Below are 25,432 nucleotides of genomic sequence, written 5' to 3'. Positions count from 1 at the left end.
GGAGGCAAGGAAGCCAAGAGAAGGGGAGCGCGATGTTTAAGCATATCAAGTCGGACATTCGGGCTGTTTTTGACAATGATCCCGCAGCCCGAAGCTGGTTTGAGGTTGTCTTCACCTATGCAGGTCTGCACGCTATTTGGGGTCATCGGCTCGCTCATTATTTTTTTAAGCGTCATTTTTATACACTCGCGCGCATAGTGTCGCAATTTAGCAGATTTATGACCGGCGTGGAAATTCATCCCGGGGCTGTTATCGGCAACAGGCTATTTATTGACCACGGCATGGGCATTGTAATCGGCGAGACCTGTGAGATTGGTGATGATGTCATCATTTATCAAGGGGTCACGCTGGGGGGAACAGGTAAGGAAAAGGGCAAACGCCATCCTACAATAGGTAATAATGTAGTCATTGGTTCCGGTGCAAAGGTATTAGGATCCTTTCGAATCGGCGACAATTCTAATATAGGCTCCAATGCGGTCGTCCTGCGCGAAGTGCCTAACAATAGCACGGTTGTAGGAAATCCGGGACGTGTGGTCAAACGCAACGGGGAACGGGTATCTGATCGGCTTGATCATACGAAAATGCCAGATCCGCTTGTCGATTCACTCCGCTTTTTGCAGAAGGAGATTGAAGAAATAAGAGAGCAATTGGGCGGTACAGAAGACAAACAGAAGGCCGAGCAGCGGCGTCTCGAAAGCCAGCAGTACATTGGCGATTATGAAATTTAAGTTTACCGGTATTCAAAAGGGGAACCGGCGATAACAGAAGGGATTGGAATAAGATGGCTTTGCAAATTTACAACACTATGACGCGCAGTAAGGAACAGTTTGTACCGCAGGAACCGGGCAAGGTGAAAATGTACGTATGCGGTCCTACTGTATACGGATATATGCATATCGGTAATGCCCGCCCGGTTATCGTATTCGACACGGTTCGCAATTATCTGGAGCAGCTAGGTAACGAGGTTCGGTATGTTACGAACTTTACAGATGTCGATGACAAGATGATCCGCAAGGCAGAAGAGATGAACATTACGGTGGCTGAAGTAGCGGAAATGTTTATAGCAGCTTACTATGAGGATCTCAAAGGGCTGGATGTCAAGCCGGCCACCTTGAATCCGCGAGTAACGGATAGTATGGGGATCATTATTGGGTTCATTAAGGATCTTGAGGATAAGGGCTATGCCTATGAAAGTGGCGGGGATGTGTTCTACCGGACGGCTAAGTTCAAGGACTACGGTAAGTTGTCGCGTCAGAACCTGGAGGAACTGCAATTCGGGATTCGGGTAGAAGTAGATGCCCGCAAGGAGAAACCAGAGGATTTTGTACTCTGGAAAGCGGCGAAGCCTGGAGAAGTATATTGGGAGAGTCCATGGGGAGCAGGACGCCCGGGCTGGCACATTGAGTGCTCAGCTATGGCCCGTGAGTTTCTTGGTGACACTATGGATATCCACGGTGGTGGACAGGATCTGCAGTTCCCGCACCATGAGTGCGAATGCGCACAGACTGAGGCGCTAACCGACAAGCCGCTGTCTAATTATTGGATGCATAATGGTTTCCTCAATATCGGAGACGAGAAAATGTCGAAATCACTCGGAAATGGTCTCTTGGTAAAGGATATCCGTGAGCGCTTCAAAGCGGGAACGATCCGTTACTTCATGCTTTCGACACACTACCGCAACCCGCTGAACTTCTCGACGGATGCGTTGGCCTCGGCAGAGAAAAGTGTGGAGCGGATTTCCGGTGCGGTGAGCAATGTGAAGCATCGCTTGGAACTAGCCGGAACTGCTGACGGAGCTGCCGTAAGTAAAGAAATCAACGATAAGATTGACGGTATTCTGGCGGTATTCCATGCTAAGATGCAGGATGACTTCAATACGCCGGACGCGATTACGGCTGTATTCGATTGGGTGAGTCTGGCGAACCTAACCTTGACGGATAATCACGCTTCTGCTGCCGATCTGTCTGCGCTGCTGAAGGCTTTTGATGAGATGAACAAGGTGCTGATCTTGACGTCTGAAGCTGAAGAGGAAGAAGTAGCGGGCGAGGAAGTTGAGCGGCTAATTGCTGAACGGGTAGAGGCGCGCACGAATAAGAACTGGGCTCGTTCCGATGAAATTCGCGATGAGCTGAGTGCGATGGGAATTCTTCTTGAAGACACTCCGCAGGGAATGCGGTGGCGGCGTAAATGAGCAATGAAGAAACGATGAACTTTGAAGGATGGTTTCCGTATGATCCATCTAAGCCGGCGCGGCTCCTCTCACCTGTCGTACTAGCGTACGTAGGTGACGCTATTTATGAGGTTGCCGTCCGGCAGTACCTCGTATCTCTGCCGAATCTGCGGCCGAATCATTTGCATCGTACGGCAACGGGGCTGGTGTCGGCCAAGGCGCAGTGTGCCATTCTTGCTCATCTGGAGCCGGTGCTGAATGAAGAAGAGCAGAATATTGCCCGCCAAGGGCGGAATGCAAAGTCGGGAACGATCCCAAAGAATGCTAATGTGTTGGAATACCGTCATGCTACGGCTTTTGAATGTTTGATCGGGTATTTATACTATACGGGACAGCAGGCAAGATTACAGGAAATTGTGCACACCGGCATAGAGTTTATGCAGAACCGGCCATGATCTAATTAGGAATGACCACAAACAGGAGGCAACAAAAATGGAAGAATTGAAGACAGAAGAAGAAATATTGGCCGGAAAGCATTCTGTGCTAGAGGCGCTGCGTGCAGGCCGTACTTTGAATAAAATATGGATTTCTGAAACGGCACAAAAGCATCTGACCGCGCCAATCGTGGCTGAAGCCCGTAAAGCGGGCATTGTGATTCAACATGTGGACAAGCGTAAGCTGGACCAATTGGCTCCGGGTGTGCAGCATCAGGGTGTAGTAGCACAAGCGGCACCGTTTGCGTATGTAGAGGTTGATGACTTACTGGCTGTGGCGGCAGCCAAAGGAGAAGCTCCTTTTCTCATTTTGCTAGACGAGATCGAAGATCCTCATAACCTCGGTTCCATTCTGCGTACTGCAGATTGCACCGGCGTTCATGGTGTTATTGTACCGAAGCGCCGTTCTGCGCAAATTACAGCGACGGTTTCCAAAACTTCAGCCGGTGCGGTGGAATATGTTCCAGTAGCGCGTGTCACTAATCTTGGACAGACTATCGATCGCCTGAAGGAACAGGGGATATGGGTAGTGGGTACAGATGTCGATACAGACCAGGATCTGTATGCTTCTGATATTTTCACAGGACCGGTAGCTGTTGTAATCGGCAATGAGAACAAGGGGATGGGTCGTCTGATTCGGGAAAAATGCGATGTGTTGCTCAAACTGCCGATGTCCGGAAAAATAAATTCTCTTAACGCGTCCGTTGCTGCGGGCGTAGTGATGTACGAAGCGCTGCGCCGCCGGCGTCAGCAGGGATAGCTATGGCCGACTGGCGCGATGTGCTACTAGTAGACGGATATAACATGATTGGCGGCTGGCCGGATCTTGCGGCATTGTCGAAGAAGGGTATGCAGGAAGCGCGCGACCGACTTCTGGATCTGCTGGCAGATTATCAGGCATATTCGGGCCGCCGGGTCATCGCCGTTTTTGATGCATACCGCGTTCCAGGGCTGGGGCGGTCGTTTGTGCAGGGCAAAGTTCAGGTCTATTTCACGAAGGAGAAGGAAACCGCCGATGAATGTATCGAACGGTTGGTGGGGGAATATAGTCATCGCCGCCGGCAGATTTATGTGGCCACCAGTGATTTTGTGGAACAGCATGTTATTTTTGCGCAAGGGGCACTTCGAATTTCGGCAAGGGAATTACGGATTGAAGTGGAAGATAATCAGAAGGAAGTCAAGAAAGCTATAGAGCCGGGAAGTACAGGTTCAATACGGCATTCGCTGGAGGATAAATTGCCCCCTGATGTGCGCAGCAGGCTAGAGAATTGGCGGCGGCAATGAAAAAATACGGAAATTGACCCGGAAATGTCATTGCAAACCCATATTATGCTATTCATGATTGTTTTTGGGGAAACTTCGGTTGACGTTTTTAGGTAACATAATATATACTGATCGTATATTTTGCGAAGTAACGATGTGTCTTGCGTTGCAGCCGGGGGGATTCTTGGTGAGTGTCGACCTCAAGGAAATAATGCTGTCCGAGTATGATTTCATAAGCGATGAAGATATTGTCGAGGCTTTCCGTGGTGGCGACAGTGGCGCATTGGAGCATTTAATTAACAAATACCGTAATTTTGTACGTGCTAAAGCGCGTTCCTACTTTTTGATCGGGGCTGACCGCGAAGATATTGTCCAGGAAGGCATGATCGGCTTGTACAAGGCCATTCGTGATTTCAAGGGAGACAAGCTGTCTTCTTTCAAAGCTTTTGCAGAGCTGTGCATCACAAGACAGATTATTACTGCGATCAAGACGGCAACTCGTCAGAAGCATATTCCGCTCAATTCCTATGTTTCTTTGGACAAGCCCATTTATGATGAGGATTCTGACCGGACACTGATGGATGTGATCTGTGGGTCTCAGGTGCTTGATCCCGAAGAGCTGATTATTAATCAGGAGGAATTCATCGGGCTGGAAGACAAGATGGCGGAGATCCTTAGTGATCTGGAGCGTAAAGTGCTGATGCTCTATCTGGATGGCCGTTCCTATCAGGAAATTGCCGAGGACTTGAAGCGACATGTGAAGTCTATTGACAATGCTTTGCAGCGGGTGAAGCGCAAATTGGAAAGATATCTGGAAGTGCGTGACAATTGATGATATAATGGACAGGAGAGACTCGGGTAAACGAGTCTTTTTTTAGTGGATTCTTAATTTTCGGATGATTATTCTGATATAGTTTCCGGAACGGAAGATTCTTAGCTTTTGCAGCAAAATGATAGAACGCCGTGCAAACAGGTTTATTCACAGTCGGAATGCTCCATAATGATAAGGATGACAGCGAAAACCAGTGGAAAAGACAAGACTAAAGGCAGGGTACAACACGTGACGATAACACCCGGAAATACCCAGTGCAATAGGGCAATTCTTTCGTTGACACAGGCCTTGACATTATGCTAAAGTGTTTTAGGTAGGCCTAAATTCGCGGCATTTTTTAGGATCAATTTTGCGTCTTCTAATTTTACCGTTAGAAGGACGTCTTCGGGAGGTGCACATCATGCGGGTAATTATCACTTTGGCTTGTACAAGTTGCAAACAAAGAAACTATGCGACAACCAAAAACAAGCGAAATCACCCCGACCGCATGGAGATGAAGAAATTTTGCAAGTATTGTAACTCGCAAACTCCTCATCGCGAAACCAGATAGTCTTTGGGAGGTGTAGTCGGCGTGAAACGTAGTTTCAAGTCGTTGTTTTCCTTTTTCACTGAGAGCTGGAGTGAACTCAAAAAAGTTCGCTGGCCTAGTCGTAAGGAATTGAAGAACTATACATTGATCGTTGTCGGTACAATTATAGTTATCGCTGTTTACTTCTGGGTTCTGGACATCGGTATTTCCGCTGTGATTGAAGCGATTATTTAGAGAGGTTCCAGGTGGCTTGGTATGGAAAAAAGATGGTATGTCGTTCATACCTATTCTGGGTATGAGAATAAGGTCAAAGCCAATTTGGAAAAGCGCGTTGAGTCCATGGGCATGGAAGACAAAATATTCCGTGTTCTTGTTCCTATGGAAGAAGAACTGGTGAACAAGGATGGCAAGAAAAAAACTGTCATGCGTAAAGTTTACCCCGGATATGTTTTGGTGGAAATGGTTCAGACTGATGATTCCTGGTATGTTGTTCGCAATACACCGGGCGTTACTGGATTTGTTGGTTCGACAGGCTCGGGTTCCAAACCTACACCACTGCTTCCAGAAGAGGTAGAACAAATTCTGAAGCATATGGGCATGGTTGAACCTAAGACGAAGATTGATTTCGAAATCAAGGAATCCGTACGTATTATGGTTGGTCCCTTTGCGAATTTTGTGGGCTCCGTGGAAGAAATTTTGGCTGACAAGAGCAAGATCAAGGTACACGTTAACATGTTTGGACGGGAAACCCCGCTGGAGTTGGATTTCACTCAAGTGGAGAAAATATAACAAAACGCAAGGGTTTCTTGTGGGAGAGCGCTAAGTGCGTTCGAAGACCACTATTGACGCAAGGAGGTGTCACTCATGGCTAAAAAAGTTATTAAAATGGTGAAACTGCAAATTCCTGCAGGGAAAGCGAACCCTGCGCCACCAGTAGGTCCGGCGCTTGGTCAAGCGGGTGTCAACATCATGGCATTCTGTAAGGAATTCAACGCTCGTACTGCTGACCAGGCTGGCCTGATCATCCCGGTTGAAATTTCAGTATTTGAAGACCGTTCCTTTACATTCATCACCAAAACTCCTCCGGCTGCCGTTCTGCTTCGCATCGCTGCGAAAGTAGAAAAAGGATCCGGTGAACCAAACAAGAAGAAAGTTGCTAAGCTGGGCCGCGCAGCGGTTCGTGAAATCGCTGAGCAAAAAATGCCCGACCTTAACGCTGCTTCCGTAGAAGCTGCTATGCTTATGGTTGAAGGTACTGCCCGCAGTATGGGTATCACAATCGAAGACTAATAAGTATTCGATGCATTGGTCGATTATGACCGCAATATGTGGGAGGAAATTCCGCTATTACCACAAAGGAGGAACATTTCATGGCTAAACACGGTAAGAAATACCAAGAAGCTGCTAAGCTGATTAACAGCGAAGCGACTTACGAGCCTTCAGAAGCTGTAGAGCTTGTGAAAAAGGCTGCGACTGCAAAATTCGACGAAACCGTTGAAGCAGCAGTACGTCTGGGCGTAGACCCGCGTAAACAAGACCAAGCTGTTCGTGGTGTTGTTGTCCTGCCTCATGGCACAGGTAAAACACAACGCGTGCTTGTATTTGCAAAAGGTGAAAAAGCGAAGGAAGCGGAAGCTGCTGGTGCTGATTTTGTAGGCGATCAAGATATGATCAACAAAATCCAACAAGGCTGGTTTGAATTCGATGTCTGCGTAGCTACACCTGACATGATGAGTGAAGTCGGTAAACTGGGACGTCTGCTCGGTGGTAAAGGCCTTATGCCTAACCCTAAAGCAGGTACAGTTACATTCGATGTTACCAAGGCTGTGCAAGAAATCAAAGCCGGTAAAATTGAATACCGTCTCGATAAAGCTGGTCAAATTCACGCGCCAATCGGCAAAGTGTCCTTTGACGAAGCAAAATTGAATGACAACCTTAAAGCTCTTATCGACGCTTTGAACCGTGCGAAACCGGCTGCTGCTAAAGGTGTATACCTGAAAGGCATCTCGATTTCTTCCACTATGGGACCAAGCGCTCGTGTAAACACTACTGTTTTCAGATAATTAGGGATTGACTCTTGCAGTCATCTTTGATATTCTATAACAGTTGTGACGAACTAAGGTATCATTTTTGAACTTGAATATGCTTACCGTAGACAGTAGGTGCCCTAAGGCTTAATTTCCTACCGAGGTGTTGTGATAGAAATAAGAAGTTGCCCGGCATGCCGTGTAGCTATCATTTTATCAAGCCTTCGTGATTCTGCGGAGGCTTTTCTAATGCCTGCGTAGGAACGGCGTGGATTCTTCGGATGGAACGCCGTCACATAAATTTTCAGGAGGTGTATACATTGGCAAATGCAAAAGTAATTCAAGCTAAACAAGATGCAGTAGATGTTGTTACTGCTAAGTTTAAAGGTAGCGTAACTACTGTTGTTGCGGACTACCGCGGTTTGAACGTTGCCCAAGTGACTGAACTGCGTAAGCAGCTTCGTGAAGCTGGCGTTGACTTTCAAGTCCTGAAGAACACATTGCTTCGTCGTGCAACTGCAGCGGCTGAATTGACTGAGTTGGACGAAGTTCTGACTGGTCCTACAGCGATCGCATTCAGTGAAACTGATGCAGTAGCTCCGGCTAAGATCTTGAACGAATTCGCCAAGAAAAACGACGCTTTGAAATTGAAAGGCGGCGTAGTAGAAGGACGTGTCATCGACGCGGACCAAATTAAGGCACTGGCAGAGCTTCCATCCCGCGATGGTTTGCTGTCCATGCTGCTTAGCGTGCTTCAAGCTCCAGTGCGTAACTTCGCACTTGCAGTTAAAGCTGTCGCTGAGAAAGAAGAACAAAGCGCGTAAGCCTTTGCTCTTTGCAATGTAATTCATTAACACAAACAAATTTAAATATAAAATGGAGGTTCAATCATGAGTAAAGAAGCAATCTTGGAAGCAATTAAAGGCATGAGCGTATTGGAACTGAACGACCTGGTTAAAGCAATTGAAGACGAATTCGGCGTAACTGCAGCAGCTCCAGTAGTTGTTGGCGGCGCAGCAGCAGCAGTTGCTGAAGAGCAAAGCGAATTCGACGTAATCTTGAATAGCGCTGGTGCTTCCAAAATCAACGTTATCAAAATCGTTCGCGAAATCACAGGCCTTGGCTTGAAAGAAGCTAAAGACCTTGTAGACAACGCACCAAAAGCAATCAAAGAAAAAGTAAGCAAAGAAGATGCAGAAGCTACCAAAGCAAAATTGGAAGAAGCTGGCGCAGTAGTAGAAGTAAAATAGTATTAAAGCAACAGGTACAGCAATCGGAAGCGAAGTCATTTCTTCCGGCTTACAAAGACCCCTTGAACATGTTCAAGGGGTTTGCTGTATGAATAGGGAGTGTCTTTATATTCAATGGTTTAAGGAAAAGGGAGGAGCGACATGTCGCAGCATTATTATTCGCAGCAGCCCGAAGTACGTCATAACAGACGTACGATTAATACCGTTCTCAGAGGGAAGAACCTCAGCTTTACTAGTGATGCCGGTGTTTTCTCCAAAGGTGATATTGATTATGGTAGCCGCGTACTGATTGAAATGATGGAAATCCCGGATGGTTCGGCTGTGCTCGATGTCGGCTGCGGGTATGGACCTATTGGAATCAGCGCAGCTCATCTTGCCCCAGCGGGGCATGTGACAATGATCGATATCAACAGCCGTGCAGTTGAACTGGCGCGCGAGAATGCACAGCAGAACGGGATAAGGAATGTTACGGTAATGGAAAGCGACGTGCTCAGCGTATTGAAGGGCCAGGAATTCGATGTGATCCTTACCAATCCCCCGATTCGGGCGGGAAAAGCCGTAGTTCATCAAATCTTTGAAGAAGCTTGTGAGCACCTGAAAGTAGGCGGAAGCTTATGGGTGGTCATTCAGAAGAAACAAGGTTCACCGTCGGCAGTGGCCAAGCTGGAGAGTTTATTCTCACTCGTAGAAGAAGTGGGGAAAGAGAAGGGCTACCGAATTCTGCGGGCTCAAAAATAAAAGGCATTTAGTCGTTGACATGAGATACTGATAGTGGTATTATTATAAAATGTCAGTATTAAGATAGGCTCCATGTCTTTAGTTTGCTGAAATGTCAAGTGATATATTGTCGGCCGGCAAGCGCATGCCGTACGGCGTGTTTTTGCGAAAGTGTACTTCATTGTCTGTGGTAGTATTTCGAAGCCGAGGATGTGGAGGCAAAATGCATAAACTGTTGCTTGCTGACGTATAATATGTACGTTTTGGGCAAATCTACTGGATAAGGAGTATTTTCGCCGTAAATAAATGCGCTCTTTATTCGAAGATTTTCGATAAGGGCTTTTCTTTATTTAGGGCTGGATCCTGCTGGTATGGTTCCATTATACGGTTCCAAACAAGGGTTCGCAATCAATTTTTAAGTGAGTAGACATGAGGGGTGAGTAAAGTTGGCAGGACATCTTGTTCAGTATGGTCGACGCACTCGGCGAAGCTATGCGAGAATTAACGAGGTTCTCGAGGTCCCGAACCTGATCGAGATCCAACAAAAATCGTATGATTGGTTTTTGGAAGAGGGATTGCGGGAAATGTTTCAGGACATCTCGCCGATCCAGGATTTCACAGGTAATTTGGTACTCGAGTTCATTGATTACAGCCTGGGTGAACCGAAATACACGGTTGATGACGCTAAAGAGCGGGACGTAACGTATGCGGCTCCTCTTCGGGTAAAGGTGCGTCTCATCAATAAGGAGACCGGTGAGGTCAAAGAGCAGGAAGTGTTCATGGGGGATTTCCCGCTGATGACGGAGACCGGCACTTTCATTATCAATGGTGCAGAACGGGTAATTGTCAGCCAGTTGGTTCGCTCTCCAAGCGTCTATTTCAGCACAAAAGTAGATAAGAACGCCAAAAAAACCTACACCGCTACAGTAATTCCTAACCGTGGTGCATGGCTGGAGCTTGAGACCGACGCTAAGGATATTATGTATGTCCGGATTGACCGGACTCGTAAAATTCCAGTTACCGTGCTTCTGCGTGCACTGGGTTTCGGCAGTGATGCTGAGATTCTGGAATTGCTTGGTAATGATGAATATATTCGCAATACGCTGGATAAAGACAATACGGATTCTACGGAAAAAGCGCTTATCGAAATTTATGAGCGTCTTCGTCCGGGCGAGCCACCTACTCTTGATAATGCCAAGAGTTTGCTGGTTGCACGTTTCTTTGATCCAAAACGTTATGACCTAGCTAATGTAGGTCGTTACAAAATCAACAAAAAGCTGCACATCAAGAACCGTCTGTTCAATCAGCGTCTGGCACAGCCTTTGGTGGATGAGTCCACTGGCGAAATCCTAGCTGAAGCAGGACAAATGGTAGACCGTCGTCTGCTTGATGAACTGATTCCGCATTTTGAGAAAGATGTTGCCCACAAGAACTACCGCGTAACTGGCGGAGTGCTTGATAGTGAAGATATCCCGCTTCAAACGATCGACGTATATTCGCCGATTGAAGAAGGTCGGGTAATCAAACTGATTGCCAATGGTAACATTGATAAAGCGGTCAAGAATATTACTCCGGCTGATATTATTTCCTCAATCAGCTATTTTATTAATTTGCTGCATGGTATCGGCAATACGGATGATATCGACCACTTGGGTAACCGTCGTTTGCGTTCTGTGGGAGAGCTCTTGCAAAACCAGTTCCGTATCGGGTTGTCCCGTATGGAACGCGTAGTGCGTGAGAGAATGTCCATTCAGGATGCTAATGCGATTACACCACAGGCGCTTATCAATATTCGTCCGGTTATCGCATCGATTAAAGAGTTCTTTGGTAGCTCCCAGCTGTCCCAGTTTATGGACCAGACCAACCCGCTTGCAGAGTTGACACACAAACGTCGTCTCTCCGCACTCGGACCCGGCGGTCTTACGCGGGAACGCGCAGGCTTTGAGGTTCGCGACGTCCATCACAGTCACTATGGCCGGATGTGTCCAATCGAAACGCCGGAAGGTCCGAACATCGGTTTGATCAACTCCTTGTCCACCTTCGCTCGTATCAACGAATACGGATTTATTGAAGCTCCGTACCGTTGGGTTGATCCGAAGACAGGTAAGGTTACTGAGCAAATTGATTACCTGACTGCGGACGAAGAGGACAACTACGTTGTCGCACAGGCTAACGTTCTCTTGGAGGAAGATGGTTCTTTCAAAGAAGAGATGGTTATCGTTCGTTACAACAAAGATTCGGATAACATTACATCCATGCCTAGTGATCGTGTCGATTACATGGACGTATCACCTAAGCAGGTTGTATCGGTCGCTACGGCGCTCATTCCGTTCCTTGAGAACGATGACTCCAACCGCGCACTGATGGGATCCAACATGCAACGTCAGGCAGTTCCACTGCTTATTCCTAAGGCCCCACTCGTGGGTACAGGAATGGAGCATAAATCTGCCAAGGATTCTGGCGTATGTATCGTTTCCAAATATGACGGTATCATCGAACGTTCTTCTGCCAATGAAATTTGGCTGCGCCGTGTCGAGAGTGTCGAAGGCAAAGAAGTTAAAGGCGATATCGTTAAATATAAATTACACAAATTCATGCGTTCGAACCAAGGTACCTGCATTAATCAACGTCCGCTAGCTAAGAGAGGCGACGTGGTTAAGAAAGGTGATATCCTGGCAGACGGACCTTCCACAGAAATGGGCGAATTGGCTCTTGGTCGCAACGTAGTCGTTGCGTTCATGACTTGGGAAGGTTACAACTACGAGGATGCGATCTTGCTGAGTGAAAAGCTGGTTAAAGAGGATGTATACACTTCGATTCATATCGAGGAATACGAGTCGGAAGCCCGTGACACGAAGCTCGGACCTGAAGAAATTACGCGTGATATTCCAAACGTTGGGGAAGAAGCATTGCGCAATCTTGACGAGCGCGGCATCATCCGCATCGGTGCGGAAATCAGCGCTGGCGACATTCTTGTGGGTAAAGTAACACCTAAGGGTGTAACGGAGCTTACAGCTGAAGAACGCCTGCTACATGCAATCTTTGGTGAGAAAGCTCGTGAAGTGCGTGATACAAGCTTGCGTGTTCCTCACGGTAGTGATGGTATTATTGTTGACGTTAAAGTATTTACACGCGAGAACGGCGATGAGCTGCCACCGGGTGTGAATCAACTGGTTCGTGTGTACATCGCTCAGAAACGTAAGATTTCTGAAGGCGACAAGATGGCCGGACGTCACGGTAACAAGGGTGTCGTTGCCCGTATCCTGCCAGAAGAAGACATGCCGTTCCTGCCGGACGGTACTCCAGTACAGGTTGTCCTCAACCCGCTGGGCGTTCCATCACGGATGAACATCGGACAGGTGCTTGAAGTGCATATCGGTATGGCTGCTATGCGTCTTGGTATTCACATCGCTACACCGGTATTCGACGGTGCGCGTGAGAATGACGTCTTCGACACTATGGAAGAAGCAGGCATGCAGCGTAATGGTAAGACCATTCTGTATGATGGCCGGACTGGTGAACGCTTCGAACGTGAAGTTACGGTTGGCGTCATGCACATGATCAAACTGGCGCACATGGTTGATGATAAGATTCACGCTCGTTCTACTGGACCTTACTCTCTCGTTACGCAACAGCCTCTGGGTGGTAAAGCTCAGTTTGGTGGTCAGCGCTTCGGGGAGATGGAAGTGTGGGCGCTTGAAGCTTACGGCGCCGCTTATACCTTGCAAGAAATTCTGACTGTGAAATCCGATGACGTGGTCGGCCGTGTGAAAACGTACGAATCCATCGTCAAAGGCGAGAACGTTCCTGAACCGGGCGTTCCTGAGTCATTCAAAGTATTGATCAAGGAGCTGCAGTCACTGGGTATGGATGTTAAAATCCTGAGCGGTGATGAGCAGGAGATCGAGATGAAAGAACTGGATGATGAGGACGATACGTCAGGCGACAAGCTCAGCCTCAATTTGGAAGGCTCAGAAGTCGGAGTAGATTAATAGATCCCGAAACGTTGGAATTCCATTACAAAAGAACCGCGCCCTCTTTTGATTGTCATGATCAAGGGAGGGCCAGCGGTACTAAATCAGGATTAGGTTAAGGAGGGTTGCTCCTTGTTGGACGTTAACAATTTTGAATTTATGAAAATCGGACTCGCATCTCCGGAAAAAATTCGTTCTTGGTCCCGCGGAGAAGTTAAAAAACCGGAAACCATTAACTATCGTACATTGAAACCGGAAAAAGAGGGTCTTTTTTGTGAGCGTATCTTTGGACCCCAAAAAGACTGGGAATGTCATTGCGGTAAATACAAACGCGTCCGTTATAAGGGTGTCGTCTGTGACCGTTGTGGCGTAGAAGTTACACGTGCGAAAGTACGTCGTGAACGTATGGGGCATATCGAATTAGCAGCTCCTGTATCGCATATCTGGTACTTCAAAGGTATTCCTAGCCGGATGGGCCTGGCACTGGACATGTCTCCAAGATCCCTGGAAGAGATTATCTATTTCGCTTCCTATGTTGTAACTGATCCAGGCGAAACTCCGCTTGAGAAGAAGCAACTGCTGTCTGAAAAAGAATACCGCAGCTACCGTGAGAAATACGGCTACGGGTTCCAAGCCGGTATGGGTGCAGAAGCTGTCAAAAAGCTTCTTCAAGATATCGACATTGACAAGGAACTGGAATTCCTCAAAGAAGAGCTGCGTACGGCTCAAGGCCAACGCCGCAACCGGGCTATCAAACGCCTGGAAGTTATCGAGGCTTTCCGCAACTCCGGCAACAAACCTGATTGGATGATCATGGATGTGCTTCCGGTTATTCCACCGGAGCTTCGCCCAATGGTTCAATTGGATGGTGGCCGTTTTGCTACGTCTGACTTGAATGATTTGTATCGCCGTGTAATTAACCGGAACAACCGTCTGAAGAGACTGCTTGATCTCGGTGCTCCTGATATTATCGTGCAGAACGAAAAACGGATGCTCCAGGAAGCTGTTGACGCCTTGATCGACAATGGTCGTCGTGGCCGTCCGGTAACCGGTCCTGGTAACCGTCCACTTAAATCCCTCAGCCACATGCTGAAAGGTAAACAAGGACGTTTCCGTCAGAACTTGCTCGGTAAACGGGTTGACTACTCTGGACGTTCCGTTATCGTCGTAGGACCGTACCTCAAAATGTACCAATGCGGCCTACCTAAGAAAATGGCACTGGAATTGTTCAAGCCGTTTGTCATGAAAGAATTGGTTAATAAAGGGCTTGCCCACAACATAAAGAGCGCAAAACGTAAAGTTGAGCGTGTTAGTCCTGAAGTATGGGATGTGCTTGAAGAAGTAATCAGAGAGCACCCGGTTCTACTTAACCGTGCCCCTACGCTTCACCGTCTCGGAATCCAGGCATTTGAACCGATTCTGGTAGAAGGTCATGCTATCCGTCTTCACCCGCTCGTATGTACGGCTTATAACGCCGACTTCGACGGTGACCAAATGGCGGTACACGTGCCTCTGTCAGCAGAAGCTCAAGCCGAAGCCCGCATTCTCATGCTGGCATCCGGTAACATTCTTAACCCTAAAGACGGTAAACCGGTTGTTACCCCTTCCCAGGATATGGTTCTTGGTACTTATTACCTGACCATGGACAACAAGGAAGAAAAGGGTAGCGGTATGATTCTGCGTACCGTAAACGAAGCTGTTTCGGCTTACCAACGTGGAACTGCAGGTCTGCATGCGCGTGTTGCTATTCCAGTTAAGGCACTTAACAAAACATGCTTTACTGAAGAACAACAAAATGCGTTGATGATTACAACTGTCGGAAAGATTATCTTTAACGAAATCTATCCGAGCAGCTTCCCTTATATTAACGAAGCAACCAAAACAAACTTGCTTCATGGTACGCCTGAAAATTATTTCATCTATGAAAAAGGTGCCGACGTCCTCGAGCGCATCATGAATGCTCCAGATGCCGGTGCTGTAGGTAAAGAATATCTTGGGCTTATCATCGCTCGTTGTTTTGAGACTTATCATACGACCAAAACATCTGTGATTCTGGATAAGATCAAGCAGCTTGGCTTCACATACTCCACTCGTTCCGGTGTAACGGTTGCCGTGTCGGACGTTGTTGTACCTGAGGAAAAAGCACAAATTCTGAAGGAATCCGACGCCAAGGTTGATGTAGTTGCGAACCAATACCGTCGCGGTTTGATCACCAATGACGAACGGTATGACCGTGTCATTGAGATCTGGTCGAAGACTAAAGACGAGCTTACGAATATCCTCCTGAAATCAATGGACCGTTACAACTCCATTATGCTCATGGTTGATTCGAAGGCACGGGGTAACAAATCGCAGATCACCCAGCTTGGTGGTATGCGCGGACTGATGGCGACACCATCCGGACGAATTTTTGAACTCCCAATCAAAGCGAACTTCCGTGAAGGTCTTACCGTCTTGGAGTACTTTATCTCCACGCACGGAGCGCGTAAAGGTCTGGCCGATACAGCGCTGCGTACAGCGGACTCCGGTTACTTGACTCGTCGTCTCGTTGACGTAGCACAAGACGTTATCGTTCGCGAAGAAGATTGTGGTACAGATAAAGGGTTCACTGTTAGCCGCATTCAGGATGGTAAGGAAGTTATCGAGGATCTGTACGACCGTATTGAAGGTCGTTATTGCTTCGAAACTGTTCGTCATCCAGAAACAGGCGAAATCATCGTACACCGCAATGACCTGATTGATTCCGACAAAGCGGAAGCGATCGTTAATGCTGGCGTAACCAAACTGCAAATCCGTTCTGTTCTGAGCTGCCGTGCCCGTCACGGTGTCTGCAAGAAGTGTTACGGACGTAACCTGGCAACAGGTAAGCACGTGGAAATCGGGGAAGCGGTTGGTATCATCGCAGCACAATCCATCGGGGAACCAGGAACACAGCTTACCATGCGTACGTTCCATACCGGGGGCGTTGCGGGAGACGATATCACACAAGGTTTGCCGCGTATCCAGGAGCTGTTTGAAGCCCGTAACCCTAAAGGTCAGGCGACAATCAGTGAAATTGATGGTGTAATCAAGGAAATTCGTGAAACCAAAGACCGTCGTGAAATCGAAGTTCAAGGTGAAGCGGAATCCAAAACTTACTCCATTACTTACGGATCACGGCTGCGCGTGAGCGAAGGCCAGGAGATTGAAGCTGGCGATGAGCTGACAGACGGTTCGATTGACCCTAAAGAAATGCTGCGTATCAAAGGGATCCGCGGGGTACAGAACTACATTCTGCAAGAAGTACAGCGTGTATACCGTAACCAGGGCGTTGAGATCAACGATAAGCACATTGAAGTAATGATCAAACAAATGCTACGCAAAATCCGCATCATTGATGCCGGGGATACCAATCTCCTGCCAGGTGCGTTTGCGGACATCCATGAATACGAAGCAGCGAACAAAGAAGCTATCCTGTCGGGTAATGAGCCTGCAGTTGCCAAACCGGTACTGCTCGGTATTACCAAGGCGTCCCTTGAGACAGACTCCTTCCTGTCTGCCGCGTCTTTCCAAGAAACAACACGCGTGCTTACAGATGCAGCCATCAAAGGAAAAGTGGATAAACTCCTCGGCTTGAAAGAAAATGTTATCATCGGTAAGCTGATTCCTGCCGGTACAGGTATGAATCGTTACCGCAATGTAAAACTTTCTGATCCAAATGCTAAGGAAGAACTAGAGTCTCTAGAGACAGTTCCTGCTGAGTAATAGAACAACCATTGTCAGTGTATTCGCGTCACTTCTACTTGGTTAGACGTGACGCGATTGCCTGATATGGATTTATAAATTTATTGCTGATTTTCTTGACAGGGCCTTCTGATAATGCTAATATGTCTAAGGTGCGTGAGTAGTCTTGTTATTCTTGTTCATTGGAGGTAATGATCTTTCATGACTGAAGATAGAGGATTACAGGATGCTCAGGTCAAGATCGGTACCAAGCAAACCGTCAAAGCGGTGGAGATGGGCCAGGCCGCAGAAGTATATGTGGCAGAGGACGGAGATCAACGGCTTACTTCCAGGATTGTTATGCTTTGTAACAAACAAGGTGTCAAGGTCACTTATGTAGATACGATGCTAAATTTGGGCAAGGCCTGCGGAATAGAAGTGGGCGCTGCGATGGCAGCCGTCTTAAAACAATAGCAAGCATCTAGAAATGTTTTTGTACCGGGGTGTACTTCGGCAGCAAGGACTTTTCATTTGTCTTTTTATGAACCACCTGGGTCTGTGGACTTAAGTTCATAAGAAGGTTATCAATTCAGGAAGGGGGTGGCACAACATGCCAACAATTAATCAATTGGTTCGTAAAGGCCGTCAAGCCAAAATCGACAAATCCAAATCTCCTGCTCTTCAAAAAGGGTATAACGCCCTGAAGCGTGAGACTACAAATTTGAGCGCCCCGCAAAAACGCGGTGTGTGCACTCGTGTAGGCACAATGACTCCACGTAAACCAAACTCCGCACTTCGTAAGTATGCCCGTGTTCGTTTGACGAACCGTCTTGAGGTGACTGCTTACATTCCAGGTATCGGACATAACCTTCAAGAGCACAGCGTTGTATTGCTGCGCGGAGGTAAAGTTAAAGACCTTGCGGGAGTTCGTTATCACATCGTTCGTGGTGCACTGGATACAGCTGGCGTAGCTAACCGTATGCAAGCTCGCTCCAAGTATGGTGCAAAACGTCCTAAAGTGAAGAAATAAGATTAAAACTTGAGTAAGAACCATTTAAGAAAGGGGGATATCCATGCCACGCAAAGGTCCAGTTACTAAGAGAGACGTACTGCCAGATCCATTGTATAATAGCAAGTTGGTTACTCGTTTGATCAACCGCATTATGCTGGATGGTAAAAGAGGTGTCGCTCAAAGCATTCTGTACAATTCGTTCAAGCTGATTCAAGAACGTACGGGTAAAGAGCCGATGGAAGTTTTCGAAGCTGCCATCAAGAATATCATGCCGGTTTTGGAAGTCAAAGCTCGTCGTGTCGGCGGTGCGAACTACCAAGTACCTATCGAGGTTAAGCCAGAAAGACGTACTGCTTTGGGATTACGTTGGCTCGTGAACTATTCACGTAACCGCGGTGAGAAGACTATGGAAGAGCGTTTGGCGGCTGAGATCATCGACGCTTCCAACAACACAGGCGCTTCTGTTAAGAAACGCGAAGACACGCACAAAATGGCTGAAGCGAACAAAGCGTTTGCTCACTACCGTTGGTAGGATTTTAGTCAATCAAATAACTTCTATTTTGGAAGGAGATCCATTCCATGGCAAGAGAGTTCTCCTTAAAAAATACACGTAATATCGGGATCATGGCGCATATTGATGCTGGTAAGACTACTACCACTGAGCGGATTCTTTTCTATACAGGCCGTACGCACAAAATCGGTGAAGTTCACGAGGGTGCAGCTACAATGGACTGGATGGAACAAGAACAAGAGCGCGGAATCACGATTACTTCCGCTGCTACGACTGCTGCGTGGAAAGGTCACCGCATCAATATCATTGATACCCCAGGGCACGTTGACTTCACTGTTGAAGTTGAACGTTCCCTGCGTGTATTGGATGGGGCAGTAGGCGTATTTAGTGCGAAAGAGGGCGTTGAGCCTCAGTCTGAAACCGTATGGAGACAGGCTGACCGTTATAACGTTCCACGGATCGCATATGTTAACAAAATGGACATTATCGGTGCAGACTTCCTTAACGTAATCGAAACTATGCGTGATCGCCTTCAAGCCAATGCAGTTGCTATTCAATTGCCAATTGGTGCAGAAAGTGATTTCACTGGTATTATCGACCTAGTTGAGCAAAAAGCACACATGTTCAAAGATGATCTGGGCCAAAACATCGAAGTAACGGATATTCCGGAAGAATATTTGGCTAAAGTTGAGGAACTGCGTACCGAGTTGATCGAGAAAGTTGCTGAACTTGACGAAGATCTGACTATGAAGTATCTGGAAGGCGAAGAAATTACAATTCCGGAAATCAAAGCTGCAATTCGCAAAGGCGTAGTTGAAGTTAAGATTTTCCCTGTAATTGCGGGTTCTTCCTACCGAAACAAAGGTATTCAGCTTATGCTGGATGCTGTTGTTGATTACTTGCCTTCTCCAGTTGATGTACCTGCTATCACAGGTCATCTTGAAGATGGAACTGAAGCTGTTCGTCATTCTTCGGATGAAGAGCCGTTCTCAGCTCTGGCATTTAAAATCATGACAGACCCTTATGTTGGTAAACTTACATTCTTCCGCGTGTACTCCGGTGTTCTGGAGTCCGGTTCTTATGTAGTTAACGCTACTAAGAACAAGCGCGAACGTATCGGCCGTATCTTGCAAATGCATGCGAACAGCCGCCAAGAAATCTCCATTGTATACTCCGGTGATATCGCGGCAGCCGTTGGTTTGAAAGACACAAGTACAGGTGATACACTATGTGATGAGAAACATCCGGTAATCTTGGAGTCCATGAACTTCCCTGATCCGGTTATCGAAATCGCAGTTGAACCAAAAACCAAAGCTGACCAAGATAAATTGGGTGTTGCTCTCGGTAAGTTGACAGAAGAGGATCCTACTCTTCGCGCTCACACTGACGAAGAAACAGGTCAAACTATCCTGGCAGGTATGGGTGAGCTTCACTTGGATATTATCATCGACCGTATGCGCCGCGAATTCAAGGTAGAAACCAACGTGGGTAAACCACAGGTTGCTTACCGTGAAACATTCAAAGCTCCAGCACGCGTTGAAGGTAAATTCGTTCGCCAATCCGGCGGTCGCGGTCAGTATGGTCACGTATGGGTTGAATTTGAACCTCTCGAGCCGGGTACTGGCAGCCAATTCGAAAGTAAAGTTGTCGGTGGTTCTGTACCAAGAGAATACATCGCTCCTGCACTTGCCGGTATTGAAGAGCAAATGAAAAACGGCGTACTTGCAGGCTTCCCGCTTGTAGACGTTAAGGCTACCATCGTTGATGGTTCTTATCATGATGTTGACTCCAACGAAATGGCATTTAAAATTGCCGGTTCGATGGCGCTTAAAGCAGCTAAAGATAAGTGTAAACCTATCTTGCTTGAGCCAATCATGAAAGTGGAAGTAACTGTTCCTGAGGAATACATGGGCGACGTAATGGGTATGTTGAACTCCCGCCGTGGACGGATCGAAGGTATGGATTCCCGTGGTGGTGCTCAAATTATTCGTGCGAAGGTACCTCTTTCCGAAATGTTCGGATACTCCACAACTCTCCGTTCCGGTACTCAAGGACGCGGCGTATTCTCAATGGAGCTTTCTCACTATGAAGAAGTTCCTAAATCCATTGCGGAAGAGATCGTCGTTAAGAACAAAGGCGGAGAATAATTACCCGTTTTAACTTGCCGTCCGGTAAACTAATCAGTCATCTAGATATACTTGTAGGCGGACGGCTCTAATAAAAAGGAAACCATATTAAGGAGGAACTGTTCAAATGGCAAAGGCAAAGTTTGAACGTAACAAACCGCACGTTAACATCGGTACTATTGGTCACGTCGACCATGGTAAAACGACTCTGACTGCTGCAATCACTACTGTATTGTCCAAAACTTACGGTGGTGCTGCTGTAGCATTCGACCAAATCGACAAAGCTCCTGAAGAGCGCGAGCGTGGTATCACTATCTCCACAGCTCACGTTGAATATGAAACTCCTGCTCGTCACTACGCACACGTAGACTGCCCTGGTCACGCCGACTATGTTAAAAACATGATCACTGGCGCAGCGCAAATGGACGGAGCGATCCTGGTTGTATCCGCAGCTGACGGCCCTATGCCACAAACTCGCGAGCACATCCTGTTGTCCCGCCAAGTAGGCGTTCCTTACATCGTTGTCTTCTTGAACAAGTGTGATATGGTTGAAGACGAAGAGTTGTTGGAATTGGTTGAAATGGAAGTTCGCGACTTGCTGAGCGAGTATGACTTCCCAGGCGACGACACTCCAATCATCCGTGGTTCCGCTCGTGAAGCTCTACAAAACCCAGAAGGCGAATGGGCTCAAAAAGTTGTTGAAATGTTCAACATCATCGATGAGTACATTCCACTTCCAGAGCGTCAAACTGACAAGCCTTTCTTGATGCCTGTCGAGGACGTATTCTCCATCACTGGCCGCGGTACTGTGGCAACTGGTCGCGTAGAACGCGGAACAGTTAAAGTGGGCGAAGAAATCGAAATCGTTGGTATTCACGAAGAAACTAAGAAATCCGTAGTTACGGGCGTTGAAATGTTCCGTAAATTGCTGGATTCCGCTCAAGCGGGCGACAACATCGGAGCATTGCTTCGTGGTGTAGACCGTAACAACATCGAGCGTGGCCAAGTATTGGCTAAGCCAAACTCCGTTAAGCCACACACTGAGTTCACTGCTCAAATCTACGTTCTGACAAAAGAAGAAGGTGGCCGTCACAAGCCTTTCTTCACTGGTTACCGTCCACAGTTCTACTTCCGTACAACTGACGTAACTGGTATCATCAACCTGCCAGAAGGTACTGAAATGGTTATGCCTGGTGATAACATCACTGTAACGGTATCCCTGATCTCCCCAATCGCGATTGAAGAAGGTACTAAATTCTCCATTCGTGAAGGCGGACGTACAGTTGGCGCCGGCGCTGTAGCATCCATTCAAAAATAATTAGGCTCTATCCATTAGGATAGTTCCTGAACATAGGAACAGAGGATCTTCTCATGAAGGTCCTCTGTTTTTTATATATTCATAGATAGGATGGATCTGGAACTTTACATAATACAACATGTAGACTCGCCGGTATTTCTCCACTGTTATGAAAAGAAAATGCTTCCTTTCCACCAATGTGGATAACTTCGCCTTTGATGATCTCCTTATCGTCTCCGTCCACAGTGACTGTCCCACTGCCATCAAGCATCAGAATGTAGACATCAGTTTCTGGATGCGTATGGGTGGGCAATTGTTGTCCAGGCAAGAAATTTAGAACGAATACGACACTTTCGCCTTCTTGAAAGAGAATTCTTTTCGTAAAGCGGCCCTCCTGGTATTGAATAGCTTCGGATAATAACAACTTATGCATAGATGATCTTCCTTTCTTTACAGGTTGGTTTGGTAAAGTCTGATCTCATACTCACAGTGTTCATGACCACTGACGTTACACTTGATCTCTCTGACCGGCGTTTTTCGTCCCATAATTTTGGACATAGCCCCCTCGAGAATTGCCCCTTCTAAGTCACAGACCATTGTTTCCTCCAGTACCGGTAGTCCTTTGCAAAAACAGTCATCCACAGCGATATTTATCTTGTGAGTATCCTTGTAAACAATGCGCGGAATGCCAATTTTCAATTCCTCAAACAGCTGCAGCAGCTCGTCTAAATTTTGTACAGGCAAACTTTCGCCGATTTTGCGACCAATCGTCAGTGTTGTTGCCTTGCCTCCCATAGGGAGTCCCTGGTTTAGTCCGATCAGGCGTATTGTGCGAAAAAGCTCTAGTGGAACCATATTGCCTAGTTCGGCCCGCTCCATTCTCTTCATATCCTCAAAGGTGTATTGCAGCATAAGTATTCCCTCCTGATAATCTTCTTGTTATATGTCTATTGTGACAACCAAAAGGAATGGAGTCCTTGATATAGATCAATTGTTCAAAATTACCGTGAGGGGGATCACAGGGATGAAGATAACCCTTTGTTATGGTAGGAGTAGCACTATAAAGGAGGGGATAAAATGTCCTGTTCTAGTTGTTCTTTATCTTCCTGTGTTCAGCTTGTGCCGGTATTTAAAGGTCTAAGGGATGTAGAAGTAGCACTTATAGAGGGGATTACTGAATCGAAGTACTATAGAAAGGGGAGTCTGGTATGCGTTGAAGGTGAGCCATCGGATTCTTTATTTGTGTTGCACTCGGGAATGATTAAGCTTACTCAAAGCAGCAGGGATGGAAAGGAGCATATTTTGCGCTTTCTGTTTCCAGGCGATTATTGCGGTCAGTTCTCTATGCTGAAGAACACAGAGAGCTATGTGAATGCTGAAATGCTGGAAGAGGGTACGGTATGCTGCTTACATAGAGAACAGTTTCTCCCTTTATTGGCTGGCAATGCGACACTAGCGTATAACTTCTTACTGTCGATGAATGAGCTGCTTCAATATGCGGAAGATTGGGCTGGTGCGATGCATATGCTAGAAGTAGAACAGCGACTGGCCAAAATCCTCATGTATTTCTATTCAAAGGATGCAGTAGTTCAGGCTCATGGAGGTTATTCAATGAAGATTCTTTTGCCGGCATCCAAAAAAGAAATCGCAGCAATGATCGGAACAACCGCAGAAACACTAAGTCGAAAGCTCAATCAATTTGCTAAGTGGAAATGGATTACGATACGTAGACGTGTGATTGAGATTTTAGACTTGGATGCCCTAATTAGAATGAGCGAGATACGGACGAGTAGTAAATATTCTAGACAAGCAAAATAAGATATATAAATACATATTTCGACATGAAATGAAATAAAATTCTCTTTTATTTGATTTATTTCAACATATATCTACAAGAAAACTATTTAAAATTCTTTACAGTCTATTGATGGATAAGGTAATATGAGAGAATAAATCGCTGTAAAATGATAGGAATTTGGGGAGTGTTATTATGGGGAAATGTCCGTTTTCTTTTATGCACACTTTAGCTTCACGAAGCAACACTGCGAAACCTCCCGATATAAATTCTATACATGATGCTGCTCCCTTATTGCCTACTAACGGGGATTATCACAGTCTCCAAGGGCATGAGGAGCTTAATGAGCAGATGAGAATGATTCATCTTACACAAGAAGATTTATCTCAGTTACATAAGGTTAAGCCGATTCTCGAACGCAATATTGAATACATCATTGATCATTTTTACAACTCAGTGTTAGGCGTCCGTAAGTTAGAGGCCATCATTAAAGAGCACAGTAGTATTGAGCGGCTGAAAAATACGCTGCGCGACCACATCATCGAAATCTTCGACGGCAATGTTAATGAAGAATATATTGCCAAACGCCTCCATATTGCAAACATCCACAAAAGAGTTGGGCTGGAGCCCAAATGGTACTTATCCGCTTTTCAGAACCTCCAAAATGTATTTATCACTGTTATCCACAATGAAGCAAGCAACGACCAGGAACGAGTGGCCTTTATCCAGACTGTGACTAAACTATTGAATCTGGAACAGCAACTAGTGCTGGAAGCATACGAGAAAGAGAACAACCGGGAGAAAGAAATACACTATCAGACCGTTAAAAATGAATTGAAACAGAAAATAGCTGAGTTCAGTGGTGAACTGGTAGATCTCAGTATTGATACTAACGCTGCTGTAGAGCAGCTGGTGGCTAGCAGTAATGAAGTTAATGATACATTCAAGCGTACAGCTGCTTCTGCCCAGGAGTCACAGGAGATGGCGCAGGATGGGCGAGAGCATTTGAGTGATCTCACAGAACGGATTAACTATATTTTTGAGCGGAGTGAGGCGATGGAGCTGTCGGTGAATGAGCTATCCAGTTCCTCTAAGCAGATCCAAAAGATTGTGGCTGCGGTACAGGAGATTGCCGATCAAACGAAGATTCTTTCACTCAATGCTACTATTGAGGCGGCTAGGGCTGGTGAGCATGGAAGAGGCTTCTCTGTAGTCGCACAGGAGGTCAGCCGGCTTGCGGAAGATACCAAGAGCACAGTGGTATTGATTGGGGAGCTGACGAGCAAGTCCGGCCTTCTCAGTCAGCAGGTGGTAGAGGAGATCCGTAAAGTACAGGAACTCACTAAAAGTGGTAAGCAGAAATCCATGGAGACCAGTCGACTCTTCTCTGAGATTGTGGAAGCCATGCAGAGCAGTACTCAGGAGATTGTTACGGTAGAAGAGGAAATAAGAACTCTAATCCAGACGATTGAAGGAATCGGGTCCACAACGGCCCAGTCCGCGTCCTCGGCAGTGTTTTTTAAATCAACTACGGAAAATCTTTAACATATATATAGAAGAAACAAGTTTTATGACCAAAATTAACGCTGCATGAGAAATTTATGCGCGTTTTTTTATTTTCGCTTGCAAAGTATCCGCCTATTCTATATAATAATAAATGTTGTTCTGAGACGTTGCGATGATGTGAGAGGTTACTGACACACCCGGCCCCTTTGCCATGGGGACGAACGTCG

Annotated in this window: 25 protein-coding genes and 1 other annotated feature; of the genes, 23 read left to right on the top strand and 2 right to left on the bottom strand. The window is 46.7% G+C overall.

The features are described from left to right. Positions 1-32 precede the first annotated feature (32 nt). From cysE to tuf, 21 genes are all read left to right on the top strand, one after another. A complete protein-coding gene (cysE, locus tag ACFVRY_RS27795) occupies positions 33-728 on the top strand; it encodes a serine O-acetyltransferase (RefSeq protein WP_066367735.1) in 696 nt (231 codons plus the stop codon). 53 nt (positions 729-781) lie between these two features. Continuing rightward, positions 782-2,191, top strand: a complete 1,410-nt coding sequence (gene cysS, locus ACFVRY_RS27790) for a cysteine--tRNA ligase (RefSeq protein ID WP_387503510.1) — start codon at positions 782-784, stop codon at positions 2,189-2,191. Then, positions 2,188-2,625, top strand: a complete 438-nt coding sequence (locus ACFVRY_RS27785) for a Mini-ribonuclease 3 (protein ID WP_387503509.1) — start codon at positions 2,188-2,190, stop codon at positions 2,623-2,625. The genes cysS and ACFVRY_RS27785 overlap by 4 nt, the downstream gene beginning before the upstream one ends. 37 nt (positions 2,626-2,662) lie before the next feature. Beyond that, positions 2,663-3,424, top strand: a complete 762-nt coding sequence (rlmB, locus tag ACFVRY_RS27780; protein WP_066367721.1) for a 23S rRNA (guanosine(2251)-2'-O)-methyltransferase RlmB — start codon at positions 2,663-2,665, stop codon at positions 3,422-3,424. 2 nt (positions 3,425-3,426) lie between these two features. After that, positions 3,427-3,948, top strand: coding sequence for an NYN domain-containing protein (locus tag ACFVRY_RS27775; protein WP_066367715.1), 522 nt, complete (start codon positions 3,427-3,429; stop codon positions 3,946-3,948). Between the two features lie 166 nt (positions 3,949-4,114). Further along, the gene (gene sigH, locus ACFVRY_RS27770; protein WP_066367714.1) at positions 4,115-4,759 is read left to right on the top strand and encodes an RNA polymerase sporulation sigma factor SigH; all 645 of its coding nucleotides are present in this window, start codon (positions 4,115-4,117) and stop codon (positions 4,757-4,759) included. Positions 4,760-5,159: 400 nt separating this feature from the next. Continuing rightward, positions 5,160-5,309, top strand: a complete 150-nt coding sequence (gene rpmG / locus ACFVRY_RS27765) for a 50S ribosomal protein L33 (protein ID WP_076099620.1) — start codon at positions 5,160-5,162, stop codon at positions 5,307-5,309. A 21-nt stretch (positions 5,310-5,330) separates the two neighbouring features. Further along, positions 5,331-5,522, top strand: coding sequence for a preprotein translocase subunit SecE (gene secE / locus ACFVRY_RS27760; protein ID WP_387503508.1), 192 nt, complete (start codon positions 5,331-5,333; stop codon positions 5,520-5,522). Positions 5,523-5,543: 21 nt separating this feature from the next. Next, complete coding sequence (gene nusG, locus ACFVRY_RS27755) at positions 5,544-6,077, top strand: transcription termination/antitermination protein NusG (protein WP_066367701.1); 534 nt, start codon at positions 5,544-5,546, stop codon at positions 6,075-6,077. A gap of 75 nt (positions 6,078-6,152) precedes the next feature. Further along, positions 6,153-6,578, top strand: coding sequence for a 50S ribosomal protein L11 (rplK, locus tag ACFVRY_RS27750; protein WP_387503507.1), 426 nt, complete (start codon positions 6,153-6,155; stop codon positions 6,576-6,578). Between the two features lie 80 nt (positions 6,579-6,658). Further along, positions 6,659-7,351 carry a 50S ribosomal protein L1 gene (gene rplA, locus ACFVRY_RS27745; RefSeq protein WP_379469887.1) on the top strand — a complete coding sequence of 231 codons (693 nt, stop codon included), beginning with the start codon at positions 6,659-6,661 and terminating at the stop codon, positions 7,349-7,351. Between the two features lie 68 nt (positions 7,352-7,419). After that, positions 7,420-7,572 (top strand) — a sequence feature (ribosomal protein L10 leader region). A 63-nt stretch (positions 7,573-7,635) separates the two neighbouring features. Beyond that, positions 7,636-8,139, top strand: coding sequence for a 50S ribosomal protein L10 (gene rplJ, locus ACFVRY_RS27740; RefSeq protein WP_175370354.1), 504 nt, complete (start codon positions 7,636-7,638; stop codon positions 8,137-8,139). Between the two features lie 66 nt (positions 8,140-8,205). After that, positions 8,206-8,565, top strand: coding sequence for a 50S ribosomal protein L7/L12 (rplL, locus tag ACFVRY_RS27735; protein ID WP_387503506.1), 360 nt, complete (start codon positions 8,206-8,208; stop codon positions 8,563-8,565). 141 nt (positions 8,566-8,706) lie between these two features. Then, entirely contained in the window at positions 8,707-9,303 is a 597-nt protein-coding gene (locus tag ACFVRY_RS27730; protein ID WP_387503505.1) for a class I SAM-dependent methyltransferase, read from the top strand. Positions 9,304-9,728: 425 nt separating this feature from the next. Beyond that, positions 9,729-13,274: a DNA-directed RNA polymerase subunit beta gene (gene rpoB / locus ACFVRY_RS27725; RefSeq protein ID WP_387503504.1), complete on the top strand. Its 3,546-nt coding sequence runs from the start codon at positions 9,729-9,731 to the stop codon at positions 13,272-13,274. Positions 13,275-13,388: 114 nt separating this feature from the next. Continuing rightward, positions 13,389-17,000 carry a DNA-directed RNA polymerase subunit beta' gene (gene rpoC, locus ACFVRY_RS27720; protein ID WP_387503502.1) on the top strand — a complete coding sequence of 1,204 codons (3,612 nt, stop codon included), beginning with the start codon at positions 13,389-13,391 and terminating at the stop codon, positions 16,998-17,000. Positions 17,001-17,180: 180 nt separating this feature from the next. Beyond that, positions 17,181-17,432 (top strand): ribosomal L7Ae/L30e/S12e/Gadd45 family protein, encoded by a 252-nt coding sequence (locus tag ACFVRY_RS27715; protein WP_066367675.1) that lies wholly within the window; start codon positions 17,181-17,183, stop codon positions 17,430-17,432. A gap of 136 nt (positions 17,433-17,568) precedes the next feature. Beyond that, entirely contained in the window at positions 17,569-17,988 is a 420-nt protein-coding gene (rpsL, locus tag ACFVRY_RS27710) for a 30S ribosomal protein S12 (protein ID WP_066367672.1), read from the top strand. A 43-nt stretch (positions 17,989-18,031) separates the two neighbouring features. After that, a complete protein-coding gene (gene rpsG, locus ACFVRY_RS27705) occupies positions 18,032-18,502 on the top strand; it encodes a 30S ribosomal protein S7 (protein WP_019908219.1) in 471 nt (156 codons plus the stop codon). A 47-nt stretch (positions 18,503-18,549) separates the two neighbouring features. Continuing rightward, on the top strand, positions 18,550-20,628 hold the full coding sequence (gene fusA / locus ACFVRY_RS27700; RefSeq protein ID WP_387503501.1) for an elongation factor G: 2,079 nt from the start codon (positions 18,550-18,552) through the stop codon (positions 20,626-20,628). A gap of 106 nt (positions 20,629-20,734) precedes the next feature. Further along, entirely contained in the window at positions 20,735-21,925 is a 1,191-nt protein-coding gene (gene tuf / locus ACFVRY_RS27695; protein ID WP_066367658.1) for an elongation factor Tu, read from the top strand. Positions 21,926-22,004: 79 nt separating this feature from the next. Here tuf and ACFVRY_RS27690 read toward each other — a convergent pair whose 3' ends face one another. Both ACFVRY_RS27690 and ACFVRY_RS27685 read right to left on the bottom strand, forming a co-directional pair. Beyond that, positions 22,005-22,337, bottom strand: coding sequence for a cupin domain-containing protein (locus ACFVRY_RS27690; protein WP_387503500.1), 333 nt, complete (start codon positions 22,335-22,337; stop codon positions 22,005-22,007). A gap of 17 nt (positions 22,338-22,354) precedes the next feature. Continuing rightward, positions 22,355-22,816, bottom strand: coding sequence for a V4R domain-containing protein (locus tag ACFVRY_RS27685; RefSeq protein ID WP_387503499.1), 462 nt, complete (start codon positions 22,814-22,816; stop codon positions 22,355-22,357). Positions 22,817-22,981: 165 nt separating this feature from the next. Between ACFVRY_RS27685 and ACFVRY_RS27680 the strand changes: the two genes are divergently transcribed. Together ACFVRY_RS27680 and ACFVRY_RS27675 are read left to right on the top strand one after the other, a co-directional pair. Then, positions 22,982-23,722 carry a Crp/Fnr family transcriptional regulator gene (locus ACFVRY_RS27680; protein ID WP_387503498.1) on the top strand — a complete coding sequence of 247 codons (741 nt, stop codon included), beginning with the start codon at positions 22,982-22,984 and terminating at the stop codon, positions 23,720-23,722. A 172-nt stretch (positions 23,723-23,894) separates the two neighbouring features. Then, positions 23,895-25,244, top strand: coding sequence for a protoglobin domain-containing protein (locus ACFVRY_RS27675; RefSeq protein WP_387503497.1), 1,350 nt, complete (start codon positions 23,895-23,897; stop codon positions 25,242-25,244). Positions 25,245-25,432: the final 188 nt, after the last annotated feature.

The sequence above is a fragment of the Paenibacillus sp. NPDC057934 genome (assembly GCF_042887565.1).
In the GTDB taxonomy this organism is placed as follows: Bacteria; Bacillota; Bacilli; order Paenibacillales; family Paenibacillaceae; genus Paenibacillus_AQ.
The sequence above is the reverse complement of the archived record's forward strand: the minus strand, read 5'-3'. Positions and strand labels throughout refer to the sequence as shown.

Excerpts from the sequence above, each read along its gene's own strand:
- cysE (WP_066367735.1), top strand. The coding sequence starts at position 33 with ATGTTTAAGCATATCAAGTCGGACATTCGGGCTGTTTTTGACAATGAT.
- cysS (WP_387503510.1), top strand. The coding sequence starts at position 782 with ATGGCTTTGCAAATTTACAACACTATGACGCGCAGTAAGGAACAGTTT.
- ACFVRY_RS27785 (WP_387503509.1), top strand. The coding sequence starts at position 2,188 with ATGAGCAATGAAGAAACGATGAACTTTGAAGGATGGTTTCCGTATGAT.
- rlmB (WP_066367721.1), top strand. The coding sequence starts at position 2,663 with ATGGAAGAATTGAAGACAGAAGAAGAAATATTGGCCGGAAAGCATTCT.
- ACFVRY_RS27775 (WP_066367715.1), top strand. The coding sequence starts at position 3,427 with ATGGCCGACTGGCGCGATGTGCTACTAGTAGACGGATATAACATGATT.
- rpmG (WP_076099620.1), top strand. The coding sequence starts at position 5,160 with ATGCGGGTAATTATCACTTTGGCTTGTACAAGTTGCAAACAAAGAAAC.
- nusG (WP_066367701.1), top strand. The coding sequence starts at position 5,544 with ATGGAAAAAAGATGGTATGTCGTTCATACCTATTCTGGGTATGAGAAT.
- rplK (WP_387503507.1), top strand. The coding sequence starts at position 6,153 with ATGGCTAAAAAAGTTATTAAAATGGTGAAACTGCAAATTCCTGCAGGG.
- rplA (WP_379469887.1), top strand. The coding sequence starts at position 6,659 with ATGGCTAAACACGGTAAGAAATACCAAGAAGCTGCTAAGCTGATTAAC.
- rplL (WP_387503506.1), top strand. The coding sequence starts at position 8,206 with ATGAGTAAAGAAGCAATCTTGGAAGCAATTAAAGGCATGAGCGTATTG.
- ACFVRY_RS27730 (WP_387503505.1), top strand. The coding sequence starts at position 8,707 with ATGTCGCAGCATTATTATTCGCAGCAGCCCGAAGTACGTCATAACAGA.
- ACFVRY_RS27715 (WP_066367675.1), top strand. The coding sequence starts at position 17,181 with ATGACTGAAGATAGAGGATTACAGGATGCTCAGGTCAAGATCGGTACC.
- rpsL (WP_066367672.1), top strand. The coding sequence starts at position 17,569 with ATGCCAACAATTAATCAATTGGTTCGTAAAGGCCGTCAAGCCAAAATC.
- rpsG (WP_019908219.1), top strand. The coding sequence starts at position 18,032 with ATGCCACGCAAAGGTCCAGTTACTAAGAGAGACGTACTGCCAGATCCA.
- fusA (WP_387503501.1), top strand. The coding sequence starts at position 18,550 with ATGGCAAGAGAGTTCTCCTTAAAAAATACACGTAATATCGGGATCATG.
- tuf (WP_066367658.1), top strand. The coding sequence starts at position 20,735 with ATGGCAAAGGCAAAGTTTGAACGTAACAAACCGCACGTTAACATCGGT.
- ACFVRY_RS27690 (WP_387503500.1), bottom strand. The coding sequence starts at position 22,337 with ATGCATAAGTTGTTATTATCCGAAGCTATTCAATACCAGGAGGGCCGC.
- ACFVRY_RS27685 (WP_387503499.1), bottom strand. The coding sequence starts at position 22,816 with ATGCTGCAATACACCTTTGAGGATATGAAGAGAATGGAGCGGGCCGAA.
- ACFVRY_RS27680 (WP_387503498.1), top strand. The coding sequence starts at position 22,982 with ATGTCCTGTTCTAGTTGTTCTTTATCTTCCTGTGTTCAGCTTGTGCCG.
- ACFVRY_RS27675 (WP_387503497.1), top strand. The coding sequence starts at position 23,895 with ATGGGGAAATGTCCGTTTTCTTTTATGCACACTTTAGCTTCACGAAGC.